Source organism: Cupriavidus sp. H19C3 (assembly GCF_049393815.1).
Taxonomy (GTDB): Bacteria; Pseudomonadota; Gammaproteobacteria; order Burkholderiales; family Burkholderiaceae; genus Cupriavidus.
This window is the reverse complement of record NZ_CP184986.1, coordinates 245,247-269,793: the sequence shown is the minus strand read 5'-3', so window position 1 is coordinate 269,793 and position 24,547 is coordinate 245,247. Positions and strand designations below refer to the sequence as shown.

Below are 24,547 nucleotides of genomic sequence, written 5' to 3'. Positions count from 1 at the left end.
GGTGGCTCTCATTTGGGTTGGTGCCAGGCGTGGCGTGGATGCCGTCCTGATGGAAGCCAGTGTAGGGCGCCACCATGATTCCCTAAATACCGTTATGACTCGAAAATATGTGAAATCGTCTCACCGACGGCCGTCTCGCTGTTTGTGACCGTGCAAAACAAAACGCCCGCTTCCATGGAAGCGGGCGTGCAGGTCGGAGCGAGTCCGATCAGAGACGGGCGCCGTCGGTAAAGACATCGCGCGGGCCGTTGACGTTGTTGCGGGCGCCATCGACGAACGGATTGCGCGGGCCGTTGGCGTCGTAGCGGGCACCGTCGACGAACGGGTTGCGCGGGCCGTTGGCGTCGTAACGCGCGCCGTCCAGATACGGATCGGCACTGCGCGATACCTTGCCGTCGGGGGTGTAGCCATCGCGGTTGCTGATGCGCGCTTCGGCGGCACCGGCCACGAACACGGATGCGAGGGCGAGAGCGGAAACAATGGTCTTGACGTTCATGATGTCACTCCTTGAATGGTTTAACTTGGCTGCCAGGCTCGGCGTCGTTGCCGTCCTGATGTAAGACAGTGTAGGGCCCGACCCTGATACCGTGAATGCTGTGATGGCTTAAAAAAGTATCTGATCGTCTCACGTTAAATAAGGCTGGTTCCACGGCCCTTACACGTGCCCACCTCGCTTACCCTCGCCTCACTGCGTGGCCCCCAGGCCGCGCAGCACGGCCTCGGCCTGCGTGTTGCGCTGGGCCTGCGCGGTACGCAACGGCGTATTGCCGCGCGCGCTCAGGTGGTTCGGATCGGCGCCGTGGCTAACCATCGCCGGCATCAGGTCGTAACGGCCGAACAGCGTGGCAAAGGTCAACGCGGTTTCGCCGGCGTTGTTCTCCTGGTTGAGATCGCAGGGCGCATCGATCAGCACGCGCGCCGACGCCGTCTCGCCCTTGAACAGCGCGCCCATCAGCGCCGTATTGCCGCTGCGCTCGCCCACGCATGCATTGGCCCCCGCCTTGAGCAGGGCGCGTAGCGTGTCGGGATGGCCGTTGTAGGCCGCGAGAATCGTTGCGGTAAAGCCGCGGCTGTTGGCACGGTCGATCGGATAACCCGCTTGCAGCAGGCTCTCGAGAATGTCCCAGCGGCCCTGGCGCGCGGCAGCGAACCAGTAGTCGTCGAATTCGCTCGCACTGACTCGCTGCCCTTCCGCCAGCGGCGGCATCGTGACTGGGGCCCGGCTGGCACAGGCGCTCAATAGCAGCACGGCGGCGAGGACGAGGCCGGAGATGGCGTGGCGGGTGCGGAAAGCATGCATGATCGTGCGGCAGGAATGGAGGAAAGCGATAACACCCCGGAGGGTCAGGCAAAAGCGGTGGAGAAAAGCGGGTATGGACGCGCCAGCCGAGACGGATGGGCCGGCGCCATCGCATGCCTGGCAGGGCGCACCGCGGGGATCTGCCAGGCATCGGCACTTCAGTCGTCGGAGAGCTTGTCCGACAGCGCCTTCACCTTGGCGCCATCCGCCCCCAGCGCCTTGACGAGCCGGCCACCGAGTCCGCTGTCGGCCTTGTTGAAGTACGACAGCATGGTGTAGCGGTTGTCGTCGTTGCGCACCTTGCGCAGATCGCCGGACAGGGCCGTCACGAGGTCAACCTTGTCGCGCTCGGGGAGCGAACGGAAATAGATGCCCGCCTGCCTGAACGGCTGCTTGCGATCGATCGCCCGCTGCTGCGTGGTGCCGGCGAGCGGCAGGTTCGAACCCTTGTAGCGCGGATCCTGTGCGATTTCGGCGATACCGGACGGCTCGTAGTTGACCTCGCCGCTGCGGCCGCTGCCGTTCATCTTGCCGTCCTGGTTGTGATTGACCACCGGCACCACGGGCCGGTTGATCGGCAGCGCGTTGAAGTTCGCGCCCAGGCGATACATCTGTGTGTCGGCATAGGCGAACGAACGGCCCTGCAGCATGCGGTCTTCGGACACCTCGATACCCGGCACCAGGCGCGACGGTGCAAAGGCCGACTCCTCGGTGCTCTCGAAGTAATTGTCCGGAATCCGGTTCAGTACCATGGTGCCGATCTTGCGCTCCGGCACACCGAGCCACTCCTTGGTGTCGTCGAGCGGGTCGAAATCGAACTGCTGCAGTTCGGCCGGCGTGAGCACCTGCACGTACAGGTCCCACTTGGGGAAGTCGCCGCGCTTGATGGCGTTATAGAGATCGTTGGTGCTCAGGTTCCAGTCCTTGCCGATCGAGGCTTCGATCTCGTTGGGGCGCAGGCCCTTGACGCCCTGCAGGCTCTTCCAGTGGAACTTGACGTAGTGCACCTCGCCGCGCGCATTGACAAACTTGAACGCGTGCACGGCAAAGCCATCCATATGGCGATAGGAGTCCGGCATGCCCTCGTTGCTGTACAGGTGCGTCAGCATGTTGGTGGCTTCCGGCGAATGCGCGAAGAAGTCGAAGGCGAGGTCCGCATCCTGCACGCCCGTTACCGCGCTCGGCTTGTTGGCATGCACGAAGTCCGGGAACTTGATGGCATCGCGGATAAAGAACATGGGCCAGTTGATGCCGACCATGTCCCAGTTACCCTGCTGCGTATAGAACTTGATGGCAAAGCCGCGCGGGTCGCGGGCCTGCTCGGGCGAGCCACGATAGCCCATCACGGTGGAGAAGCGCACGAACACCGGCGTCTTGATGCCCGGCCCAAAAACGCTCGCGACCGTCAGGTCGGAGATATCGGTGCTGGCGACGAATTCACCGAATGCGCCGGTGCCGCGCGCATGCACCACACGCTCGGGAATGCGCTCGCGGTCGAAGCGTTGCAGCTTCTCGATCAGGTGGGAGTCCTGCAGCAGAACCGGTCCGTTGGGGCCGGCGGTCTGCGAGTTCTGGTTATCGCCGACCGGCGAGCCATTGTCGCGCGTCATCTGCGCGGCATGGGCCAGTTGCAGCGATGCGGCAAGAAGAAGGGGGAGCGCGGCACGCGTGAATGTTATTGGTTGAATTCGCATGGGAATCAGGTATCGACGTTTGAGGGAGCTCGCATCGGTGGCGATGCAGAGCGAATGTAACTGTCGACAGGCGTTTCATTCCAATACCGATTCGTAATCGCCGCGATAGGTCACCACGCGGGTATGTCAGATTTAAATCCCGCGCGCCTCAGCGTCGATGCATTGCAATAAAAATCATGCAAAGCCGCAGTGTTTGATTGTGACAAATACGATTAATTCGGCCACTCGCCACCGCCCTGTTCACGTAGAACTGCGGCCTGGCGGGTGACAGCGCGTCACGCGCGGCATCTCATGCTGAATGGCGGCGGCGCAAGGCCGGGAGTCAGCATCTTATGCTGCCACGCGAACGTTAGAGTGCGAGCATCGCTATCAGCGACCCCGCGCTCGCCAGGCACCGGCACCACCCCGCCGGTATCGCCGGAGCGCCCCAGGCTTTCATTGCCGCGGTCCCGCGGCGCGGCAGATGCCTGAGTGAAAACCCCATCATCGTTAAAAAAAAGAACCGCGTTCCTCCACGGAAACAACGGAGACATTCCATGAACCTACTACGTCGTACGCTAGTCATCGCGCCGCTCGCGCTCGCCTGTGCCCTGGCAACGGCACAGCCGGCCACCGGCTATCCGAACAAACCGATCAGGATCATCGTGCCCTTTGCACCCGGGGGTACTACCGACGTGCTCGCGCGCATCCTGGCGCAACGCATGACGCTCGCATGGGGACAGCCCGTGGTGGTCGAGAATCGTCCCGGCGTCGGCGGCACCATCGGTGCAGCCATGGTGGCGCGAGCGCCGGCCGATGGCTACACGCTGCTACTCGGCACCGTGCATCACACCATCGCGCAGGCGGTCTACAAGAAGCTCTCGTACAACTTCGGGCGCGACTTTGAACCTGTCAGCGTGATGGCCCTGGTGCCGAACGTCGTGGTCGTCAACAACGACGTGCCGGCCAAGACCATCCAGGAGTTCGTGGCGCTCGCCAGGTTGCAACCGGGCAAGCTCAACTACGGTACGGCCGGGGCCGGCACGGCGCACCACCTGATCGGCGAGATGTTCAAGCTGCGCGCGGGCGTCGACCTCGTACACGTGCCATACAAGGGCAGCGGCCCCGCGGTGGCCGATCTGATGGGCGGCCAGGTACAGGTGATGTTCGACACGGTCACGTCGGCCTTGCCGCAGGTCAAGGCCCACAAGACGCGCGCGCTGGCGGTCACTACGGCCAAGCGCTCGTCGGCACTGCCAGACCTGCCCACGCTGTCGGAAACCGTGCTGCCGGGCTTCGACGTCGGCACGTGGTTCGGCATCGTCGCGCCCGCCGGCACACCGGCCGCGGTGGTGGAAAAGATCCATGGCGAGATCGCCCACATGGTCAAGGTGCCCGAGGTACGCCGGCAGTTGCTCGACATCGGCGCGGAACCGGTCGGGAACACGCCCGCGCAGATGGGCGCACAGATCAAGACCGAACTCACTACGTACGAAGCGCTGGCGCGACAGATCAGGCTGGTCGTCGAGTAAGCCGGTCATCCAGTCAGCCGGCCATCCAACCAATGGCGCGAATCGGCCGGCCGCACAGGCCGTCCGGGGTTTTTATCCGCATTCTCCCTATCCGCAAGTTCACCATGCAAACCGCAATGGCACCCCGCACGCTTTACGACAAGCTGTGGCAGCGTCATCTCGTCGATACCAATGAAGATGGCGAGGCCCTGCTCTATATCGATCGTCACCTCGTCTACGAGGTGACCAGTCCGCAGGCCTTCGAGGGCATGCGCGTTGCCGGCCGCCAGCCTTGGCGGCCACAGACGGTCCTTGCCACCGTCGATCACAATGTGCCGACCACCCGTGCCGAACGCGCCAGCGTCGACAGCATCGCCGACCCGCTGTCGCGCCAGCAGATCCGCCAGCTCGAGGCGAACTGCCGCGAGTTCGGCATTACGCAGTTCGATATCTTCAGCAACCGCCAGGGCATCATTCACGTGGTCGGCCCCGAGCAGGGCGCGACCTTGCCCGGCATGACGGTGGTGGCCGGCGATTCGCACACCAGCACCCATGGCGCCTCTGCAGCCATGGCCTTTGGCGTGGGCACGTCTGAAGTCGAGCACGTGCTGGCCACGCAATGCCTTGCCATGCGGCCGATGCAGACCATGCTGATACAGGTGGACGGCGCGCTGCCCAAGGGCGTGACGGCAAAGGACCTGGTCCTTGCCATCATCGGCCGCATCGGCACGGCGGGCGGTACGGGCTTTGCCATCGAATTCGCCGGCAGCACCATTCGTTCGCTTTCGATGGAAGGCCGCATGACGCTGTGCAACATGGCTATCGAAGCCGGCGCGCGCGTGGGCCTGGTCGCCGTCGACGAAACCACCATCGCGTATCTGCGCGACCGGCCGTACAGCCCGCGCGCCGAACACTGGGACGCGGCGGTGGCCTACTGGCGTACGCTGGTCAGCGATGCCGGTGCGCGCTTCGACCGCACGGTAGAGATCGATGCGACGACGCTGCGGCCGATGGTGACGTGGGGTACCTCGCCGGAAATGGTCGTCACGGCAGATGGGTGCGTGCCAGATCCCGCGCACGAACCCGACCCGGTACGGCGTGCTGGCCTGCAACGTGCGCTCGACTATATGGCGCTGCAACCCAACACGGCGATACGCGATATCCGCATCGACAAGGTCTTTATCGGATCGTGCACCAACTCCCGTATCGAAGACCTGCGCGCCGCGGCGGCCGTCGTGGTGGGCAAGCGCAAGGCCGCGTCCGTGCTCCAGGCATTGGTGGTGCCGGGGTCGGGCCTGGTGAAGGCGCAGGCCGAGGCCGAAGGGCTGCATCGGGTGTTTCTCGACGCCGGCCTGGAATGGCGCGAGCCCGGCTGCTCGATGTGCCTGGCCATGAACGATGACCGGCTGGCTCCCGGCGAACGCTGCGCCTCCACGTCCAACCGCAACTTCGAGGGGCGCCAGGGCCCGGGCGGACGCAGCCACCTTGTCAGTCCCGCCATGGCGGCCGCCGCGGCGATTGCCGGGCACTTTGTCGATATTTCGCAGGAGGCAGTCTGATGGAACCGTTTACCAGTCTCGATGCCGTGGTGGCGCCGCTCGACCGGCCCAACATCGACACCGATGCCATCATCCCCAAGCAGTACATGAAGGCCATCTCGCGCACCGGCTTTGGCGACTACCTGTTCGACGAATGGCGCTACCTCGATCAAGGCCGGCTCGGCCAGGATGCCTCCACGCGGCCACGCAATCCGGATTTCGTGCTGAACCAGTCCTCCTACGCGAGTGCCCGCATCCTGCTGGCGCGCGAAAACTTCGGCTGCGGATCGAGCCGCGAGCATGCGCCGTGGGCACTGCGCGATTTCGGTATCCGCGCGCTGGTCGCCCCGAGCTTTGCCGATATCTTTTATGGGAACTGCTTCAAGAATGGCATCCTGCCGATCGTCCTGGCGCCGGATGTGGTCGGCCATCTGTTCACGCTGGTGTGGCAGCGCCCCGGCATGACGCTCCATATCGACCTCCCCTCGCAGCAGATCCGTGCGCCGGGTGGCCAGACGATCGCGTTCGACCTTCAAGCCAGCCGCAAGATGCGGCTGCTCAACGGTCTTGACGACATCAGCCTGACGCTGCACAGAACGGACACCATCCGTTCGTACGAGGCGATCCGGCAAGCGCAGGAGCCGTGGCTGTTTGCCTGAGCGGCGCCGTGCGGAAACTTTCGTGCTATCGCCATCGTCCTATCGACTTCGATGGCATCGCACGAAAGGAATCCGACATGAAAGGCAGGTGGAGAAGAGCGACCCGTAGCGCGTTTGGGCTGACGCTGTTGCTGGGCATGGCCGCCGGATGTGCGGGCGGGCCGGGCGCGAGCAACGGTCAGTCGGGCGTCACGGCCTACGGCACGGTGGACAGCGGCATCAGCGTAACCCGTGAGCGATAGGCGTTTCCCATGAAAAAACCCCAGGCTGCGCGGGACACAGCCTGGGGTGGCAGTTCAGCTTGTTCGCGGATCCGATAGCCGCTACCGTAATCATTGCAACGCACGTGCCAGCGTCAACTGGTGTCCCGCGAGGGCGCCGATCACCTCCCGCGCTCCGAGACATTTCCATTTAAATCAATAACTTACATGCAATCCATGGGGGCCGGATGCCGCCACCGCAAGCTGTGGCACCCCATGCAGGGCGTTACGCGTTACGTAACAAATACCGGGGAAAGTTACAACGCGCGGAACTTGCGAGTGACGGCGATGGGTCGTCGCGTGCGGATGACACCGCAGGCAAGGGGCTATTCCTCCGGCCTGGTCACAGCCAAATCCTGGCCGAACATCATTCGATGCCCATCAGGCGTCGCCACGACGAACTCTCGCATCCCGTGAGGTTTATCGGCGGGAGGCTGCAAAATAATGGCGCCGTTGCTCAGAAATTCTTCGTGAAGGGCATTGGCGTCGTCGACGTGGAAATAGCCAAAATAGCTGTGATCGCCCATTGCCGATGGCGCAAGTGCATCCGGGCAATGGCCCATCATAATGCGCACTTCCCCTCTCGCTGCGAGTTGCCAGCCGGAACCTTCCGGCCATTCGAGGCGAAAGCCCAGTGCGTCGCGAAAGTATGACGCGCTGCGCTCAAGGTCGGGTACTGCGAGGACGAAAGAAAACGAACGCAAATCGACGGCGGATTTATCCATATCGAGAACTCCTTTTGGCCTGATGGCGGGCACACCTAAGTAACATGAGCGTGATAACTATCCCTGCCGTAGATCCTCGGCTTCTCATTATCCATTCTCGAATCCACACGCCGTCAAATTACAATCCGGCTCTGGCTGACCCTTATCTCCCGTGGCACTTCTTGAACTTCTTGCCGCTGCCGCAATGGCATGGGTCGTTGCGGCCGGGCTGGTCGCCCCTCACCACGGTCTCCACGCGCGGGCCCAGGCTCTTCCAGATCTGGCGCAGGTCGTAGACCGCCCAGATCGCCTCGCCGAAGGCTTCCACGCGCGCCTGGCTGGTGCTGGGCGGGCCATCCTCGCTGTACATGGAGATCTCGGGCTGGCCGGTGTCGTCCTCGGTCAGCGCGACAATGGCGTCGAGCGCGTCGTCCAGCCACTGGGCGGCTTCCTTGTCGCGTGGGGCGGCCCATTCCTCGGGCCAGTTCTCCACCGCGAACATGAAGCCGAGCGCCCACACCTGGCCGAATGACGGGATTTCCCGCCCGTCCATCTCCGCGCGCTCTTCCTCGGGCAGGCTCAAGATGGCGCCGCGCATGTCCATGGCTTCGGGATGGAAGGTGCGTTCGTCCTCCAGCGTCTCCACGGGCTGGTCGAGCTGATGCTCCACCTCGTCCCATCGACGCTGCCACAGCGCCATGAAGCGGGTCTGCTGGGCCGCGTCATGGAACGCGGGCAGCAACGGAAGCGGGGTGCCCTCGGCAACGTCGAGCGCCGCGCCGTCGCCCAGCAGCATGGGCAGGTAGTCGGCAGCCGGAATGCGGCGGCGCGTGCAGACCAGGGCCGTAAGAAAGCCGTCGCAGAACTCCCATTGCGGGATTTCCTCAGCGCGCTGGCGGAGGTCGTCCAGCAGATCGTCAAGCTCCTGGAGTTCGTCGGGCGTCAGGGCGGTGGCTTCGGTCATGAGACAGGTTTTCGCGGTGCGGAGTGGGTGGGGATGCGCTAGACGCGTCGCCGCGAAGGCATCCCCGCGAAGTATAGCGCGCCCCCCGTGCAGACCTGCCTCGTACGACCTGCGAGACCGTGACGTTCCGGTACGGCGCGCCATGCCGGGCGCGAGCCCGTCAAACCACTCAGTTCAGCGGATACCGCTTCGCCAGCGCCGTGAAGCGCGCGTCTTCCTTCCGGACCTGCGCCGCGAACTCGTCGGGCGTGTTCACCAGCGGCTCCGCGCCCGCCGCCGTGATCGCGGTCTGCAGTTCGGGACTGCGCATGGCTTCACGCACAGCCGCGTAGATGCTCTGCGTGACCGCCGGTGGCGTGCCCTTCGGCGCGAACAGGCCGAACCACGTCGTGTACTCGTACTGCGGCAGCCCGGTTTCGACCACCGTGCGGACCTCGGGCGCGCCGGCAAAGCGGTGCGTGCCCTGGTTGGCCACGATCTTCAGCGTGCCAGCCTTCTGATGCGGCAGCGCGGACGCCACGCCGGTGACGGCGAAGTTGACGTTGTTGGCGATCATGTCGGAAATGATGGCCGCCGTGCCCTTGTAGTTGACGACGATCAGGTTGGGCAGCACCTCGGCCTTCAACTGCTGGCCGAACAGCTTGGCCACGTTTTCGCCGGTACCCATCGAGCATGGCGTCGGCGCCGTCTTGCAGTACTGGATCAACTCGGGCAGCGAGGTGGCGGGGAACTTGCCATTGGCGACGATCACGCCCGGCGACTGCGCGATGTTGGTCACCGGAACGAGGTTGGCCAACGGGTCCGTGCCGGTGAACGACGGCGCGTGCTTGGTCAGCACGATGGCTGGCGTCTGCAACAGCAGCGTGTAGCCATCAGGTTTGGCTTCGGTGACCTTGCGCGTGCCGATCAGACCGTCGGCGCCGGGCTGGTTGACCACCAGCACCGGCTGGCCCCATTGCTCGCCGAGCAGTTTGGCGGTGGCGCGCGCCGAGGCATCGGTGCCGCCGCCGGGGACGTAAGGCACGACGATGGTGACGGGACGATCGGGCTTCCATGCGGGCTGGGCCTGCGTGGACGTCGCCACGGCCAGCGTGGCGAAGGCCAGCGCCGTGACAGGGAACTTGGTGTTGATGAGCGACATGTCGGTCTCCTCCGTGAATTTTCTAGTTGGTAGCCATGCTCAGCGTGCCCAGCGCTTCTCGAAGTCCCAGACTTCCTCAAAGCCGATCAGCCGGCAGAATTCGTTGAAATCGGCCATAGGGATGTCCGGCGACAGGCTGGTGCCGGCTTCCTTGAGATGGCGCAGCGACTTCTCCATTGCCGCCGCGGCCACGAGGCTGGTCATGGCGGGGAAGATCGCCAGCGCATAGCCGATCTCCTCAAGCACCTTGGCCGGCAGGATCGGCGTCTTGCCACCATCGGCCATGTTGGCCATCATCGGCAGGTCGAACGCCTCGCACGCGCGGCGCATTTCGTCTTCCGATTGCGGCGCTTCGAAGAACAGGATGTCGGCGCCGGCCTTGGCGTACGCTTCCATGCGCCGCATCGCGTCATCCACGCCGAGGCTCGCGCGCGCATCGGTACGGGCGATGATCAGGAAGTTCTCCTTGTCCTCGCGCGCTTCCGAGGCAACCTTGATCTTCTCGACCATGTCCTCCACCGGCACGCAACGCTTGAACGGCGTATGGCCGCACTTCTTGGGAAATTCCTGATCCTCGATCTGGATCGCCGTCACGCCGGCTTCCTCGTAGCCGCGCACCGTGTGGTGCACATTGAGCAGACCGCCATATCCGGTGTCCGCATCGGCGATCAGCGCGGCCTTCGAGGTACGTGTGATGGTGCGCATGCGATCGACCATCTGCGTATAGGTCGCGATGCCGGCATCCGGCAGACCGAGGCTGGATGCCGTGAGCCAGTAGCCCGAACCGTAGATGATGTCGAAGCCGACCTTGCTGGTCATCACGGTGGCGATCATGTCCTGCACGCCGGGGATGGTGATGAACTCGCCGGCTGCGAGCTTTTGACGAAGAATGGGATTGGCCATGGCGGCTCCTGTACTTGAATAGGGGGTAAGGCGGTTCAGCCGATCGAGGCCAGCCACGGCTGTTCGTGCCGCACACGTTCCTCGTACGCGCGCAGGGCGGCATCGTGCGCGAGCGTGCGGTCGACTTCGTCCTCGGCCGAGAGCAACTGCTCGGCATGACCGGCCGCGAGCGCGATGGGGATCACGCTGCCATCTGGCAGTTGCAGCGTGCGCTCGGACACCCGCAGGTGCAGCGACGCATTCTTGTCCGCAGCGAGAGCCCGCAAGACGCGTGCGTGATCGTCAGGCGTCACGGTCGCCGCCACCACGCCGTTCTTTACGCAGTTGTTGCGGAAGATGTCGCCAAACGACAGTGCGATGACGGCCCTCACGCCGTAGTCGGACAACGCCCACACCGCATGCTCGCGCGAGGAGCCGCAGCCGAAGTTCTGCAACGCGACCACCATGCGCGGTGGCGTCGCGTCGGCCATGAAGGCTACCTCCGGCCGGCGCTCGGCACGCCAGTCGGCAAACAGATGCGCGCCCATGCCGGTGCGTTGCACCAGGCGCAGAAAGCGCCCCGGAAAGATCGCATCGGTGTCGATGTCGTCGCGCGGCATGACCGCGGCGCGGCCCTGGACTTCTGCAATGACGGCTTTCATGCGAGGTACTCCCGGGGATCGGTCAGCCGCCCCTGCAATGCGGATGCGGCCACGGCGGCCGGACTCATCAGGTGCGTGCGGCCGCCTTGCCCCTGCCGGTTCTCGAAATTGCGATTGGAGGTGGACGCCGAGCGCTGGCCCGGGGCGAGGCTGTCGCCGTTCATGCCGATGCACATCGAGCAGCCCGGCTCGCGCCACTCGAAGCCGGCATCGACGAACACCTGCGCGAGCCCTTCGGCTTCCGCGGCGCGCTTGACACTGCCCGAGCCGGGCACCACCAGCGCACGCACGGTCGATGCCACGCGGCGGCCGCGCACAACGGCAGCCGCCGCACGCAGATCCTCGAGACGGCCATTGGTGCAGGAGCCGATGAAGGCCACGTCGATCGGTACCGACGACAGCGGCTGGCCGACCTTGAGGCCCATGTAGGCAAGGTTCTCTTCGATCCGCGCGCGCTCGGTGGCATCGTTCAGCGCTGCGCCGTCGCCCACGTGGCCCGAGAACGCGGCGCTGTCCGCCGGCGTGGTACCCCACGTCACGAGCGGTGCGACGGTGGCGGCATCGAAGGCGACGCTGCGATCGAAGTCGGCGGCATCATCGGTACGCAGCGTGCTCCAGACTTCCGCCGCCGCATCAAAGTGCTCGCGCGCGGCACCCTCGACGCGCTCGCGCAGATAAGCGAGGGTGGTCGCGTCCGGCGCAATCAGACCAAAACGCGAACCGGCCTCGATCGTCATGTTGCACAGCGTGAGCCGCGCTTCCATCGACAGCGCCTGCACGGTCGGGCCAAAGTACTCGACGCCATAGCCATTGCCGCCGCTGGTGCCGATATGGTGAATGATCGCCAGCGCCAGATCCTTGGCGTAGACACCGTTGGCGAGCGCGCCGGAGACGCGGATGCCAAGCGTGCGCGGCTTGCGCATCCACAGGCTCTGGGTGCTCATCACGTGCGCGACTTCCGACGTCCCGATGCCCCAGGCGAGCGCGCCCAGCGCACCCAGCGTGGCGCTATGCGAATCGCCGCAGACCACGGTACTGCCCGGCAGCACATAGCCGAGCTCGGGCGCGATCACGTGGACGATACCCTGCAGCGGATGGTCGAGATCAAGCAGCCGCATGCCCGTCGCCTGCGTATTGCGCCGCAGCGTGGCAATCTGCTCGCGGCTCTCGGCGTTGGGAATGTTGGTGAGCCGGTCGGCGGTGGTCGGAACGTTATGGTCCTGCACCGCGATATGACGTGGCGACGAACGCAGCGTGTGGCCGGACTCGGCCATGCTCGCGAATGCCTGCGGGCTGGAGACCTCCTGCACGAGGTGCCGATCGATATAGACCAGGTCCTCGCCCGCCTCGTTGCGAGCCACCGCATGGGCAGCCCAGATCTTGTCGAATAAGGTGGTCATGGTGTGGGCTCCATGCGATCTCAATTGTCGAGACTGATGTGAGCGGCCTTGGTGATGGCCTTGTTCTTTTCGAGGTCGCGCACGATCTCGCGGCCGTACGCGTCGGGCGTACCCGGCGTGGCGACGATACCGAGCGAGGCCAGTCGTTCACGCATGGCCGGATCGCTCAGCACCTTCTGCAGCGCCGTGCTGAGCTTGTCGAGCACCGGCTTGGGCGTCCTGGCGGGCGCGAGCAGGCCCACCCACGAGTTGATTTCGAAGTCCTTGAGGCCGGCTTCGATCAGCGTCGGCACATTGGGCAGGGACGGCGCGCGCTCGCGCGAGGTCACCGCCAGGGCTTCGACCTGACCGCTCTTGACGAACGGCATGGCGCCGGTGACCGCCGCGAACGTGATCGGCAACGTGCCCCCCACCACGTCGAGCAGCGCCTGGCCACCGCCCTTGTACGGCACGTGCGTCATCGCCATGCCGGTGCGTTGATGGAACATCTCGCCTGCCAGATGCGTGGTGCTGCCGTTGCCGGCGCTGCCGTAGGACACCCCGCCCGGCAGCGTCCTGGCGTACTTCTGCAGGTCGGCGACGTTCTTGACGCCCAGCTTCGGATTGGCCGCGATCAGCAGCAGCGCGTCACCGATCTTGCCGATCGGCGCGAAATCCTTGACCGGATCGAACGGCACCTTGGCGTAGACGTTGGGATTGATCACCAGCGTGCCGTCGTAGCCGAGCAGCAGCGTGTAGCCATCGGGTTCGGCCCTGGCCACCATCTGGGTGCCGATGTTGCCGCCCGCGCCGGGCTTGTTGTCGACGACGATCTGCTGGCCCAGTTGCTGCCCGAGTTTTTCCGCGACGATGCGCGCGCTGGTGTCGGTCACGCCGGCACTGGCAAACGGTACGATCAGGCGGATCGGCTTGTTGGGGTAATCGCTTTGCGCATGCGCCGCGGGCAGGCCGCAGACGGTCAGGGCGAAGGCGGCGCCCAGCAGCTGGCGGCGGATGTTGGCGTGAGGCTGGTTCACGAAGTCTCCTGTCATTTTGTATGTGGGGGAAGGCATCTGCGTGCCTTTCATTGCGGTGAGTCGCGATTCAGCCGCGCGGAGCGCCTGGGCGGCGGGCGGCGGCAAACTCCATCAATCGTTCGTCGCGCCATGCGCGGCGCGACGCAAGGTCGTCATGGGACAGATGCTCGCGGCGTTGCGCCTCCACCTGCCCGATCAGTTCGGCATCCCAGGGCTGGTCGTGGGCGCGCGCGCTGGCGATACGCTGATACAGCGGACCGAGCCGCACGGCATAGTCGGCGACGCCGCCCGGGGCATTGAGGTCGATGGTCTCGAACGGGCCCATGAACGACCAGCGCCAGCCAAGGCCGTCGCGAACCGTCTTGTCCACGTCCTCGCAGCTGGCCACGCCTTCCTGCACGAGCGCCCACGCTTCGCGCAGCAGCACGGCCTGGAGGCGGTTCAGCACAAAGCCCTCGATCTCCTTGTGGACGTGAACGACCTCCTGGCCGGCCGCGCGCATCAGCGCGCCGGCGAAGTCGGTCGCCGCCGCCGACGTCTCGGGCGACGGCACCAGTTCCACCACGGGAACGAGGTACGGCGGATTGACAGGATGCGCGATCAGCACGCGCGGCGAGATCGGCAAGCCCAGTGCGAACGCCGAACCGGGAATGCCCGAGGTCGAGCTGCCGACGATCGTGTCGAGCGCGATCAGCGCATCGAGGTCCACCATCAGCTGGCGTTTGACCTCGACACGTTCGAGCACCGACTCCTGCACGTAGATGGCGTCGCCGACGGCCTGCGCCAGCGTGGACACGGGCGTGATGCGGGCCAGCACGGTAGCCGGGTCTTCGTCGATCAGGCCGTGCCGGCGCAGTCCGTCGAGTTGCGCGGCGATCAGCGGCACCGCCTGGCGCGTGATCTCCGGATTGGCATCGAACATCTTCACGCGCAGTCCGGCACGCGCGAAGACGATGGCCCAGCCAGCGCCGACCAGGCCAGCACCGACTACCGCCACGGGACGGCCCGCGCACAACTGGTGAAGGTCGTGTTTGTCGATCATGTTGTCTCGTGAGTGTTGTCGTGCGAATGCGGCATGCGCGCGCGCACGGTGCCGCGTTCGACCAGCACGCAAGGCACGGTGACGCTGCGCGCCCTCACCTGCCCGCCGATCTGCTCGAACAGCAGCGTGCGCGTGGCATCGACCATCTGTTCGATGTTCTGCTGCACGGTGGTGAGGTTGAACGAGGGCCACGCGGTCTGCGGCACGTTGTCGAAGCCGACCACGGACACATCGTGCGGTACCTGCATGCCGAGTTCGCTGCGCAGTGTCTCCAGCGCGGCGATGGCCATGTGGTCGTTGGCAGCGAACAGCGCGTCGGGGCGTCGGGCCGGGTCACTGAACAGTGCAAGCACCGCTCGCCGCGCTTCGGCAAAGTCGTAATGACCGACGCCGCGCGCATACAGGGGCAGGCCGGCGTCGGCCAGTGCGTCGCACAGGCCGGCTCCGCGGTCGCGGCTGGTGGAAGCGTTCTCCGCGCCCGCCAGCCATGCAATGCGGCGATGGCCCGTGCGCACCAGCAGTTCGCCGACGAGCCGTCCGCCTTCGCGGTTTTGTGAAGTCACGGAGCTGGTCGAATCGCCGCCCAGCGCGCTGGGCTGCGCCACGCGGTTGAACAGCACCACCGGAATGCCAGCCTGCACGCAGTCATTGGCAAGCGCCGACGACAGCGTGGTGGAAGCCATCACGATGCCGTCGACCTGATATTGCAGGATGTCGGTGAGCACGTCGTCGGCATCCTCGGTCTCGCTGATGAACAGCAGCACGTGATAGCCGTCCTGTTGCAACGCCTGGCACAACCGCTCGATCACCACTGGATAGAACTGGTTTTCGAGATAGCTCATGACCAGCCCGATGATGCGGCTGCGGCGCGTGATCAGGCTGCGCGCGATCGCGTTGGGACGATAGCCGAGCTTGCGCGCGGCCGCCTCGATGCGCTCGCGCGTCTCGGGCGCGACACTTGCGCCGGGGGTGAATGCGCGGCTGACGGCCGACTGCGAGACGCCCGCGAGCCGGGCCACGTCATGCGCGGTAACCTTGGCCTTCATGCTGCGGTCCACCCGCCGTCGAGCATCAGCGCGCTGCCGGTCATCAGGCTCGAGGCGTCGCTGGCGAGAAACACCACCGGCCCCATCACTTCGTCGATGGTGCCGACCCGGCCGAGCGCGATCTTGTCGACCACGAAACGGCGGAACGCGGCGTCTTCGAACATCGGCGCCGTGAACGCGGTTTCGATAAAGGTCGGACACAGCGTGTTGACGCGAATGCCGGCCGGGCCGAGTTCCCACGCCAGTGCCTTGCTCATGCCTTCCACCGCGTGCTTGCTCGCGCAATAGAGCGTACGGCGCGGGCTTCCCACGTGTCCCATCTGCGAGGACACATTGATGATCGAGCCAGGCAGGCCGGCCGCCTGCAGGCTGCGGGCCACCTCGCGCGCAACGTAGAAGGTGGCCTTCACGTTGAGGGCGAACACCGCGTCGATATCCTCGTCGGGCGTCTCGGTCAGCAGCTTGGGCCGGTTCATGCCGGCGTTGTTGACGAGAATCTGGTACGGCGGACGGCTGTCGATGGCACGGCGGACGGCGGCGGCGTCCGTGACATCGAGCACCAGCGCATCGGCGCTGCCGCCCTGTTCACGAATCGCGGCACAGGCGGCGTCGAGCTCGTCCCGGGAACGGGCAGCGAGCGTGACCCTGGCACCGGCCTGCGCCAGTGCCACGCCCGCCGCCAGACCGAGGCCGCGGCCCCCGCCGGTGACGAGCGCGCGCTTGCCGTCGAGACGGAAGCCGCCAAACTTGGGCAGCGTCGTCACGACGGTCAGCCCTCCAGCGCCGGAACCGGCTCGTACCACGGCACTTCCGGGCGATTGCCGTAACGGCGCACGCGCAGGTTGGCCTGTTCGCCATGGCCGGCGAAGTTTTCCATATGGCACAGGCGCGAGCAGTATTCGCCGATCTCGGCGCTGGCCGCATCGGTGGTCACGCGCTGGAACGTGCAGGTCTTCAGGAACTTGCCGACCCACAGCCCACCGGTGTAGCGCGCCGCCTTGTTGGTGGGCAGCGTGTGGTTGGTGCCGATGCACTTGTCGCCGAAGGCGACGTTGGTGCGCGGGCCAAGGAACAGCGCACCGTAGTTACTCATGTTGTCGAGGAACCAGTCCGGGTCGCGCGTCATCACCTGCACGTGCTCGGAAGCCAGCTCGTCCGCCTTCTGCAGCATTTCTTCGCGGGTGTCGCAGACAATCACTTCGCCGAACTCGGCCCACGACCTGGCGGCGATCGCGGCGGTCGGCAGGATCTTGAGCTGCCGCTCGACCTCGGCCATGGTGGCGTGCGCGAGCGCTTCGCTATCGGTCAGCAGCACGGCCGGCGAGGTCGGGCCGTGTTCGGCCTGACCCAGCAGGTCCACCGCGCACATCTCGCCGTCCACCGAATCGTCGGCGATTACCAGCGTTTCGGTCGGTCCCGCGAACAGGTCGATGCCGACCCGGCCAAACAACTGGCGCTTGGCTTCCGCCACGAACATGTTGCCGGGGCCGACCAGCATGTCCACCGGGGCGATGCTGTTGGTGCCGACGGCCATGGCCACCACGGCCTGCACGCCGCCGAGCACGAGGATTTCATCGGCGCCGGCCATGTGCATGGCGGCGACGATGGCGGGGTGGGGTTCGCCCTGGAACGGCGGCGCGGTGGCGACCACGCGCTTGACGCCGGCGACCTTGGCGGTCAGCACGCTCATATGGGCCGAGGCCAGCAGCGGGTACTTGCCGCCGGGGATATAGCAGCCGACCGCGCTGATCGGCACGTGGCGGTGGCCGAGGAACACGCCGGGACGGGTCTCCACTTCGACGTCGAGCATCGAGTCGCGCTGGATCTGCGCAAAGTTGCGCACCTGCGTCTGGGCAAAGCGAATGTCTTCGAGCTCGCGCGCCGACAGGCGCTTGATGGCCTTTTCGATCGCGGCCTGGGAGAGACGGAAGTCCTGTGGGTCCCAGTTGTCGAACTTCTTGCTGTAGTCGCGCACCGCTTCGTCGCCGCGGGTTTCGATGTCGCGGATGATGCTTTCAACGGTGTTGCGGACGGCGGTGTCGTCCTCGGCGCGAGCCTGCAGGTCACGGCCACGCTTGAGATAGCGAATCATGGGGTCTCCGTTTTCTTGGGAACGTCGGGCTGTGCATACGTATGCACCACCCGGCCAGAATAGGGGCCTTGCATTCGTATGCAAACTCGGTATTTACCCTAGGAAGGAGCTGGCAATGAGATGACGCGCCCGATCAGTCGGGCAGCGATGCGGGTATGCCCGCGCGAATGCGTCGAAGTCCGCCTTGTTGAGCCACGCGGGGTGGCTTGGCGTGATCGGGGCGCGATCCGATACGGGCGACTCTCTACAGAAAGGATCGCGCGCGGCGCGTATCAACCCTTGCGCGCGGCCTCGATGGCGGCGACATCGATCTTGCCCATGGTCATCATCGCTTCGAAAACGCGCTTGGCCACGGCGGGGTCCGGGTCGGCGATGCCGGCGGTCAGCACGCGCGGCGTGATCTGCCAGGAGATGCCCCAGCGATCCTTGCACCAGCCGCACACGCTTGCCTGGCCGCCGTTGTTGACGATGGCGTCCCACAGGCGGTCGGTTTCGGCCTGGTCGTCGGTGGCGATCTGGAACGAAAACGCTTCGCTGTGCTTGATGCCCGCGCCGCCGTTGAGCCCAATGCACGGAATGCCGGCGACGGTGAATTCGACCGTCAGCACGTCGCCCTGCTTGCCGGCCGGATAGTCGCTCGGTGCGTGGAAGATGGCGCCCACGGCGCTATCCGGAAAGGTCCTGGCATAGAAGTTGGCTGCCTCGAGCGCATCCTTCTCGTACCACACGCAGATCGTGTTCTTGGCTGGCATATCGTGGCTCCTCTGAGTGGTGCACCGGCATCCGCCTGCTTGCCTGCCAACTCACACCCACGCGCGTCTCGCACCGTGGACGGTGGCGGTGACGACGCCGCTGCCGTGGTCGGGAGCCGACAATATCGCACACTCCGCTGGCATGACCAAACGCGTCGCCGTCTGCTGCGGCGCAATATCGATCATCGCGCCTCGCCGCCGGTCGCGAGCAGTCGCTCGACGAACGCGGCGAACTCTCGGGCCTTCGCCGTCGGCATGCGGCCGGTGGGAAACACCGCCCAGAGATCGAGCTCGGGCAAGTCCCAGTCCTCCAGTACGCGCACCACCGCACCGCTCCTCAACTCGTGCCAGAACATCCAGCGCGAGGCCACCGCCAGTCCCATATCCGCGAGCACGGCGGCACGCACACCCTCCGCCGCCGTCACGCGGATGCGGCCGGACACATCGACCGCCGCCTCCGTGCTGCCACGCCGGAACGTCCACGCCGCGCCGCCGCCCTGCCGCTCGTAAACCACGGCCTGATGCGCACTCAGGTCCGCCGGCGACGCCGGCACGCCGGCCCGGGCCAGGTAGGCGGGGCTCGCGACCACGAGGCGATCGGTGCGGGCAATGCGACGTGCAGTCATGGACGAATCCGCGAGCTCGCCCATGCGCAGCGCCACGTCGATGCCGTTGGTGGTGAGGTCGAGATTGCCGTCGTCGAGCAGCACGTCGATCGACAACTGCGGGTGCGGCGCCAGGAATTCCGCGAGATGCGGAATCACATGCAGGCTCGCGAAGGTCACGGCGGCGCTGATGCGCATGCGGCCGGACAGCGTGCCGCCCGAACCGCGCGCGGCCTGCTCGGCCTCGGCCGCTGCTTCGAGCGCGCGCCTGGCATGCTCGTAGTAGCGGATGCCGGCCTCGGTCGGCGAGAGGCCGCGCGTCGAACGCAGCAGCAGGCGCACGCCGAGGCGGTCTTCTAGCTGCGCCACGGTCTTCGATACCGATGGTTGGCCGACGTCGAGCATGCGCGCGGCGCCGGAAAAAGATCCCGCCTCGACCACGGCCACCAGCGTTTCCATCGCAATCATCTTGTCCACGAACGTCCCCGGGGTTGCGTGTGAAGGTCGGCTCACCGGAGCCGTACGCCGGCAAGCCGCCGCACCTCAGCAAGCCGGTTCCATGGCTTGCAAGCATACCTTCCCGAACGCCCGGATGCGGCCAGCGACGCGTGCGCCGGTCCGCGCTCATGATCGAGCCGTGTCATGGGGAGAACCCACGCGCGAGACATGGCGCCGTCGCGACAGCGCTACCGCCGACTACGGCCCAGCACGGCCCCGCGCGGGTCCACCCCGGCGTGGCCTTACTGCAGCGACACGCCGGACTGCTTGACGAGTTTCTCGGTACGCGGAATCTCGGCGTTGACCATCGCGGTGAAGTCGCTGACGCTGCCCCCGCGTGGCTCGGCGCCGGTCACAGCCAGCTTCTCGCGGAAATCGGGCGTGGCCAGCAGCTTGTTGATCGACATATTGAGCTTGGTTACCACCTCGGTGGGCGTGCCCTTGGGCGCGACGATGCCGTACCACGGCGCGATATCGAAGCCGGGATAGCCCTGCTCGGCGATGGTCGGGATCTCGGGCGCCTGCGGCGAACGGCGCGCCGTCGACATGCCCAGCGCGCGCAGCTTGCCGCTCTTCACAAAGGGCAGCCCGGTTATGATGGTGTCGAAGTACATCGACACCTGCCCCGCCAGCAGCGCGGGAATCGCTTCGCCCGCCCCCTTGTACGGCACGTGCACGATGTCGATGCCGGCCGCGGCCTTCAGCATTTCGCCGGCGATGTGCGAGGTCGTGCCGGTACCGAACGACGCGTAGGTGAGCTTGCCCGGATTGGCCTTGGCATATGCCACCATTTCCGGCAGCGTCCTGAACGGCAGCGACGGATTGGCCAGCAGGATGTTGGGCGTCACGGCCACCACGGCCACCTTCTCGAACGCATCGGGATCGTAGCTGAGCTTCTTGTAGAGGAAGCGGTTCGTCACCATCGATGCAGGGCCGGACATCAGCAACGTGTAGCCGTCTCCCGGCGCACGCGCGGCCGCCTCGCTGCCGATCATCGCGGCCGCGCCCGGGCGGTTTTCCACGACGAACGTCTGGCCATACTCCTTGCCCAGTCCGGCGCCAAGCTGGCGCGTGATGAGATCGGTGGCGGAGCCGGCCTGGAACGGCACCACGATGCGCACCGGCTGTGTGGGCCAGTCGCGCGCCTGCGCCAGCGCCACCGACGACGCGGCCAGCATGGTGATGGAAAGCAGTGCGCGCAGCGGTAGCGCCCGGAAAGAAAACAAATGCATGTCTGTACCCTCGATGATTCGAACATTGGCCATGCGCGCCGATGCGCAACGTGGCCGTGATGCATTCCGCAATATGCGTGCCACTGGCATCGCGGCAGCTTCGACACGAGCCCCGTCCGCCCCCTTCAAAACCATGAAGTTGGCGGGTATGGCGCACCGGTTGGATGAATGTTCCTGCCGGTGCGGCCGCGGCTGGTGCTGTTTCATGGTGCCTGGCACTTGATCGGTGCCTGGCACACACCTTCGATATGTTGGCGTGAGCGCGCTAGGCGGTCAGCGCCGTGGCCAGCACGGCCAATGCCGCGTCAAACTGCGCCTGGGGAATCGTGAGCGGATACAGGAACCGGATGACGTTGCCATGCGTTCCGCACGTGAGCAGGATCAGGCCGGCATCCATCGCGCGCGCCTGCACGCGCCGGGCAAACCCGGCATCGGGCTGGCCGCTGACGGGGTCGCAGAACTCGGCCGCGATCATCGAGCCGATGCCGCGCACTTCGGCCATGGCCGGACATTGCGCACGCAGGGCATCGAGCCGTGCGCGCAACTGCGCGCCCAGGTCGGCGGCGCGTTCGCACAGGTTTTCCTCGGCAATGGTGTCGAGCACGGCGTGCGCCGCGGCCACGGCCAGCGGGTTGCCCGCATACGTGCCACCGAGGCCGCCCGGCAGCGGCGCGTCCATGATCTCCGCACGCCCGCACACCGCGGAGAGCGGCATGCCACCCGCCAGGCTCTTGGCCATCGTGATCAGGTCCGGCTGCACATCGTGATGCGCCATCGCAAACAGCTTGCCGGTACGGCCGAAGCCGGTCTGCACCTCGTCGGCGATCAACACGATGCCGTGCCGGTCGCACACCGCGCGCAATCCCCGCATGAAGTCGGCGGGCGCGGGCTGGAAGCCGCCCTCCCCCTGCACCGGCTCGACGATGATCGCGGCCACGCGTTGCGGGTCGATATCGCTCTTGAAGAGGTGCTCCAGCGCCTGCAAGGCCTGCTCGGTGCCGATGCCGTGCAGCGCGTTGGGGAACGGCGCGTGATAGATGTCCGACGGGAACGGCCCGAAGCCTACCTTGTACGGCACCACCTTGCCGGTCAGCGCCATGCCCAGCAACGTGCGGCCGTGGAAGGCGCCGGAGAATGCAATCACGCCGGGCCGGCCGGTATGCGCGCGCGCGATCTTGATGGCGTTTTCCACGGCTTCGGCACCGGTGGTGAACAGCGCCGTCTTGTTGAGGCCGGCGATCGGCACCAGCGTATTGATGCGCTCGGCCAGCGACACATAACTTTCGTACGGCACCACCTGGTACGCGGTATGGGTGAAGCATTCCAGCTGCGCGGCCACGGCCTGCATCACGCGCGGGTGGCGGTGGCCGGTATTCAGTACTGCAATGCCGGCGGCGAAGTCGGTATAGGCGCGGCCCTCGACGTCCCAGAGCGTCGCATTCTCGGCGCGCTTGGCATACATGTCGCACATCACGCCGACACCACGGGGCGTGGCAAGGCTGCGACGTTGATTCAGTTCAATGTTCTTCATGGCACAGAATGGGGCGAAGTGGCAGGTTGGCGCCGACAGCGGCGTTGTTGCCCATTTCAATCAGATTTGGCCCCACATGCCAGCGCCACTTCCTGAAATTCGATGGGGCCAATTTCACCCGGCGCGTGGTGACGTCGCTGTTTCGCAGCGACCGTGGTGTCCGCGGGGACTATTCCACCCGGGCATGAGTGATATGCGGCGTACCCGGCTACCGGCGCCGGGCGCGGTATCGCAACATTGCGCCACGACCAACCACCACCGGGGCTCATCTCATGGCACTCCAGGACAAACTCGACGCCTTCAAGGCCGACTTCAAGGCCGGCAAGCCGCCCTATCACGCGCCGCCGGAAATCCATCCGATCATGGCACGCGCCACCGCCGAACTGATTGCCAGCGGCCAGGCGTCGCGCGCGGTCAAGGCCGGCGAGCGCGCCCCCGCGTTCGCGCTGCTCGACCAGGAAGGCAACACCGTGTCATCGGCCGCACGACTCGCCCAGGGGCCGCTCATCGTCAGCTTCTATCGCGGCGTCTGGTGTCCGTACTGCAATATCGAGCTGCAGGCGCTGAACGAGGCGCTGCCGCGATTCCAGGCGCTGGGCGCCAACGTGGTCGCCATCTCGCCGCAAACGGCCGTCAACAGTCGCAAGTCGGTACGCACCAACGCACTCGGCTTTCCGGTGCTGAGCGACGTCGGCAACGATGTGGCCGCGGCGTTCGGCCTGCGCTTTGCGCTGCCCGACTACCTCGTCGATCTGTACAAGACGCTCAAGAACGACCTGCCGGCCTTCAACGGTGACCCGAGCTGGACGTTGCCGATGCCGGCGCGCTACGTGATTGGCCAGGACGGCACGGTGCTGTATTCGGAGATCAACCCGGACTACACGCGTCGCCCCGACCCGTCGGAGATTCTCCCCGTGCTCGAGCGGGCCGGGCGATAAAAGCCAACGAGGGCCATCGAGGACCATCGAGGGCCGGCGTGGGCCAAGAGGGCTCCAGACCGACCCGGGCAGCACTGGCCGGCGCGGCAATGACGCCACGCTTGCGGACGCCGGGGAACATACGTATCGTGGCAGCATCTTTGACCTGGGCCCTCCCCCGGCCCCTTTCCTCGACCCTTTCCTCGACCCTTTCCTCGACCCTTTCCTCGACCCTTTCCTCGACCCGTTCCTCGACCCTTTCCTCGACCCCTTTCCCGGCGGACTGCAACGATGGCCAGCGACGCGTACTCAGCCTTGATCCCCTTCGCCAACGAACTGGCGGACCTCGCGCGTGCGCGCGCGCGGCGCTATTTCCGCTCGGAACTGGAAGTTTCCATCAAGGCCGATGCCTCGCCGGTCACGCAGGCCGACCAGGAAATCGAACGGGAAATCCGCCAGGCCATTGCGGCCCGCCATCCCGATCACGCCTGTTATGGCGAGGAAGACGGCGGCACGGTCGGCAACGGACTCACATGGGTGGTCGATCCGATCGATGGCACCAGGAGCTTTATCTGCGGCGTGCCATTGTTCGGCTCGCTGATCGCGCTGCTCGACGCGGGCGTACCGGTACTTGGCGTGCTGGAGATGCCCATGCTCGGCGAGCGCTGGGTCGGGCATGCGGGCGGCACCACGCTCAACGGCAAGCCCGTGCGCGTCAGCGGTTGTGCCACGCTGGGCGAGGCGCGGCTGTTCGCCACCTCGCCCGAGATGTTCACCGGCACGGATGCGGAGGCCTTTGCCGCCGTCAGCCGGCAGGTGCGCGTGCGCCGCTTTGGCACCGACTGCTATGCGTATGGCCTGCTCGCCACCGGCTGCTGCGACCTCGTGATCGAGGCGAGCCTGCAGCCGTACGACGTGATGGCACTGGTCCCGGTCATCGAGCATGCCGGCGGTATCGTGACCGACTGGCACGGCGCGCCGATCGGGCCAGGCTTCGATGGCCGCATCGTCGCCGCCGCCAGCCGCGCGCTGCATGCGCAGGCGCTTGCCGTGCTCAATGGCATCGGTAACGGTAACGACAACGGCAGCGGTAACAGCAACAGCAACGGCTGAGGCAACCAT

Annotated in this window: 24 protein-coding genes; 6 read left to right on the top strand and 18 right to left on the bottom strand. The window is 65.8% G+C overall.

Translation table 11 applies throughout. From position 1 onward, the window contains the following. Window positions 1-208 precede the first annotated feature (208 nt). The 3 genes from DFLDMN_RS20730 to DFLDMN_RS20720 form a co-directional block, all read right to left on the bottom strand. Window positions 209-496 (bottom strand): hypothetical protein, encoded by a 288-nt coding sequence (locus tag DFLDMN_RS20730; protein WP_423199757.1) that lies wholly within the window; start codon window positions 494-496, stop codon window positions 209-211. A 189-nt stretch (window positions 497-685) separates the two neighbouring features. After that, a complete protein-coding gene (locus tag DFLDMN_RS20725) occupies window positions 686-1,300 on the bottom strand; it encodes an ankyrin repeat domain-containing protein (RefSeq protein ID WP_423199756.1) in 615 nt (204 codons plus the stop codon). Between the two features lie 158 nt (window positions 1,301-1,458). Beyond that, window positions 1,459-2,910, bottom strand: a complete 1,452-nt coding sequence (locus DFLDMN_RS20720; protein ID WP_423200522.1) for a catalase — start codon at window positions 2,908-2,910, stop codon at window positions 1,459-1,461. Between the two features lie 620 nt (window positions 2,911-3,530). Here DFLDMN_RS20720 and DFLDMN_RS20715 point away from each other — a divergent pair. The 4 genes from DFLDMN_RS20715 to DFLDMN_RS20700 all read left to right on the top strand — a co-directional run bounded on the left by DFLDMN_RS20715 (window position 3,531) and on the right by DFLDMN_RS20700 (window position 6,923). After that, window positions 3,531-4,505, top strand: a complete 975-nt coding sequence (locus DFLDMN_RS20715) for a tripartite tricarboxylate transporter substrate binding protein (protein ID WP_423199755.1) — start codon at window positions 3,531-3,533, stop codon at window positions 4,503-4,505. Between the two features lie 104 nt (window positions 4,506-4,609). Further along, on the top strand, window positions 4,610-6,043 hold the full coding sequence (leuC, locus tag DFLDMN_RS20710) for a 3-isopropylmalate dehydratase large subunit (RefSeq protein WP_423199754.1): 1,434 nt from the start codon (window positions 4,610-4,612) through the stop codon (window positions 6,041-6,043). Continuing rightward, complete coding sequence (gene leuD, locus DFLDMN_RS20705) at window positions 6,043-6,681, top strand: 3-isopropylmalate dehydratase small subunit (RefSeq protein WP_423199753.1); 639 nt, start codon at window positions 6,043-6,045, stop codon at window positions 6,679-6,681. Before leuC (DFLDMN_RS20710) ends, leuD (DFLDMN_RS20705) begins: the two co-directional genes overlap by 1 nt. Before the next feature lie 77 nt (window positions 6,682-6,758). After that, window positions 6,759-6,923: a hypothetical protein gene (locus DFLDMN_RS20700; RefSeq protein WP_423199752.1), complete on the top strand. Its 165-nt coding sequence runs from the start codon at window positions 6,759-6,761 to the stop codon at window positions 6,921-6,923. 344 nt (window positions 6,924-7,267) lie between these two features. On the opposite strand, the gene DFLDMN_RS20695 is transcribed toward DFLDMN_RS20700, so the two are convergent. The 15 genes from DFLDMN_RS20695 to DFLDMN_RS20625 all read right to left on the bottom strand — a co-directional run bounded on the left by DFLDMN_RS20695 (window position 7,268) and on the right by DFLDMN_RS20625 (window position 22,508). Further along, window positions 7,268-7,666 (bottom strand): VOC family protein, encoded by a 399-nt coding sequence (locus DFLDMN_RS20695; protein WP_423199751.1) that lies wholly within the window; start codon window positions 7,664-7,666, stop codon window positions 7,268-7,270. A 142-nt stretch (window positions 7,667-7,808) separates the two neighbouring features. Then, window positions 7,809-8,609, bottom strand: a complete 801-nt coding sequence (locus DFLDMN_RS20690; protein WP_423199750.1) for a UPF0149 family protein — start codon at window positions 8,607-8,609, stop codon at window positions 7,809-7,811. A gap of 169 nt (window positions 8,610-8,778) precedes the next feature. Continuing rightward, the gene (locus tag DFLDMN_RS20685; RefSeq protein WP_423199749.1) at window positions 8,779-9,750 is read right to left on the bottom strand and encodes a tripartite tricarboxylate transporter substrate binding protein; all 972 of its coding nucleotides are present in this window, start codon (window positions 9,748-9,750) and stop codon (window positions 8,779-8,781) included. Window positions 9,751-9,789: 39 nt separating this feature from the next. After that, entirely contained in the window at window positions 9,790-10,653 is an 864-nt protein-coding gene (locus tag DFLDMN_RS20680) for an isocitrate lyase/PEP mutase family protein (protein WP_423199748.1), read from the bottom strand. A 35-nt stretch (window positions 10,654-10,688) separates the two neighbouring features. Continuing rightward, window positions 10,689-11,294: a 3-isopropylmalate dehydratase small subunit gene (gene leuD / locus DFLDMN_RS20675; RefSeq protein ID WP_423199747.1), complete on the bottom strand. Its 606-nt coding sequence runs from the start codon at window positions 11,292-11,294 to the stop codon at window positions 10,689-10,691. Beyond that, complete coding sequence (gene leuC / locus DFLDMN_RS20670; protein ID WP_423199746.1) at window positions 11,291-12,694, bottom strand: 3-isopropylmalate dehydratase large subunit; 1,404 nt, start codon at window positions 12,692-12,694, stop codon at window positions 11,291-11,293. The genes leuD (DFLDMN_RS20675) and leuC (DFLDMN_RS20670) overlap by 4 nt, the downstream gene beginning before the upstream one ends. A gap of 20 nt (window positions 12,695-12,714) precedes the next feature. Next, a complete protein-coding gene (locus tag DFLDMN_RS20665; protein ID WP_423199745.1) occupies window positions 12,715-13,710 on the bottom strand; it encodes a Bug family tripartite tricarboxylate transporter substrate binding protein in 996 nt (331 codons plus the stop codon). Between the two features lie 67 nt (window positions 13,711-13,777). Then, the gene (locus DFLDMN_RS20660; RefSeq protein ID WP_423199744.1) at window positions 13,778-14,752 is read right to left on the bottom strand and encodes a 3-hydroxyacyl-CoA dehydrogenase; all 975 of its coding nucleotides are present in this window, start codon (window positions 14,750-14,752) and stop codon (window positions 13,778-13,780) included. Continuing rightward, window positions 14,749-15,798: a LacI family DNA-binding transcriptional regulator gene (locus tag DFLDMN_RS20655; RefSeq protein ID WP_423199743.1), complete on the bottom strand. Its 1,050-nt coding sequence runs from the start codon at window positions 15,796-15,798 to the stop codon at window positions 14,749-14,751. The genes DFLDMN_RS20660 and DFLDMN_RS20655 overlap by 4 nt, the downstream gene beginning before the upstream one ends. Further along, window positions 15,795-16,562 (bottom strand): SDR family NAD(P)-dependent oxidoreductase, encoded by a 768-nt coding sequence (locus DFLDMN_RS20650; RefSeq protein WP_423199742.1) that lies wholly within the window; start codon window positions 16,560-16,562, stop codon window positions 15,795-15,797. Before DFLDMN_RS20650 ends, DFLDMN_RS20655 begins: the two co-directional genes overlap by 4 nt. Window positions 16,563-16,567: 5 nt before the next feature. Further along, the gene (gene hisD / locus DFLDMN_RS20645; RefSeq protein WP_423199741.1) at window positions 16,568-17,890 is read right to left on the bottom strand and encodes a histidinol dehydrogenase; all 1,323 of its coding nucleotides are present in this window, start codon (window positions 17,888-17,890) and stop codon (window positions 16,568-16,570) included. 272 nt (window positions 17,891-18,162) lie between these two features. After that, on the bottom strand, window positions 18,163-18,642 hold the full coding sequence (locus tag DFLDMN_RS20640; protein ID WP_423199740.1) for a VOC family protein: 480 nt from the start codon (window positions 18,640-18,642) through the stop codon (window positions 18,163-18,165). Between the two features lie 182 nt (window positions 18,643-18,824). Beyond that, the gene (locus tag DFLDMN_RS20635) at window positions 18,825-19,724 is read right to left on the bottom strand and encodes a LysR family transcriptional regulator (RefSeq protein WP_423199739.1); all 900 of its coding nucleotides are present in this window, start codon (window positions 19,722-19,724) and stop codon (window positions 18,825-18,827) included. A gap of 263 nt (window positions 19,725-19,987) precedes the next feature. Further along, the gene (locus DFLDMN_RS20630) at window positions 19,988-20,977 is read right to left on the bottom strand and encodes a Bug family tripartite tricarboxylate transporter substrate binding protein (protein ID WP_423199738.1); all 990 of its coding nucleotides are present in this window, start codon (window positions 20,975-20,977) and stop codon (window positions 19,988-19,990) included. 265 nt (window positions 20,978-21,242) lie between these two features. Next, window positions 21,243-22,508, bottom strand: a complete 1,266-nt coding sequence (locus DFLDMN_RS20625; RefSeq protein WP_423199737.1) for a 4-aminobutyrate--2-oxoglutarate transaminase — start codon at window positions 22,506-22,508, stop codon at window positions 21,243-21,245. Between the two features lie 272 nt (window positions 22,509-22,780). On the opposite strand from DFLDMN_RS20625, the gene DFLDMN_RS20620 reads away from it, so the two are divergent. Together DFLDMN_RS20620 and hisN are read left to right on the top strand one after the other, a co-directional pair. After that, window positions 22,781-23,446, top strand: coding sequence for a peroxiredoxin-like family protein (locus tag DFLDMN_RS20620; protein WP_423199736.1), 666 nt, complete (start codon window positions 22,781-22,783; stop codon window positions 23,444-23,446). 294 nt (window positions 23,447-23,740) lie between these two features. Further along, the gene (gene hisN / locus DFLDMN_RS20615; protein WP_423199735.1) at window positions 23,741-24,538 is read left to right on the top strand and encodes a histidinol-phosphatase; all 798 of its coding nucleotides are present in this window, start codon (window positions 23,741-23,743) and stop codon (window positions 24,536-24,538) included. The last annotated feature ends 9 nt before the right edge of the window (window positions 24,539-24,547 follow it).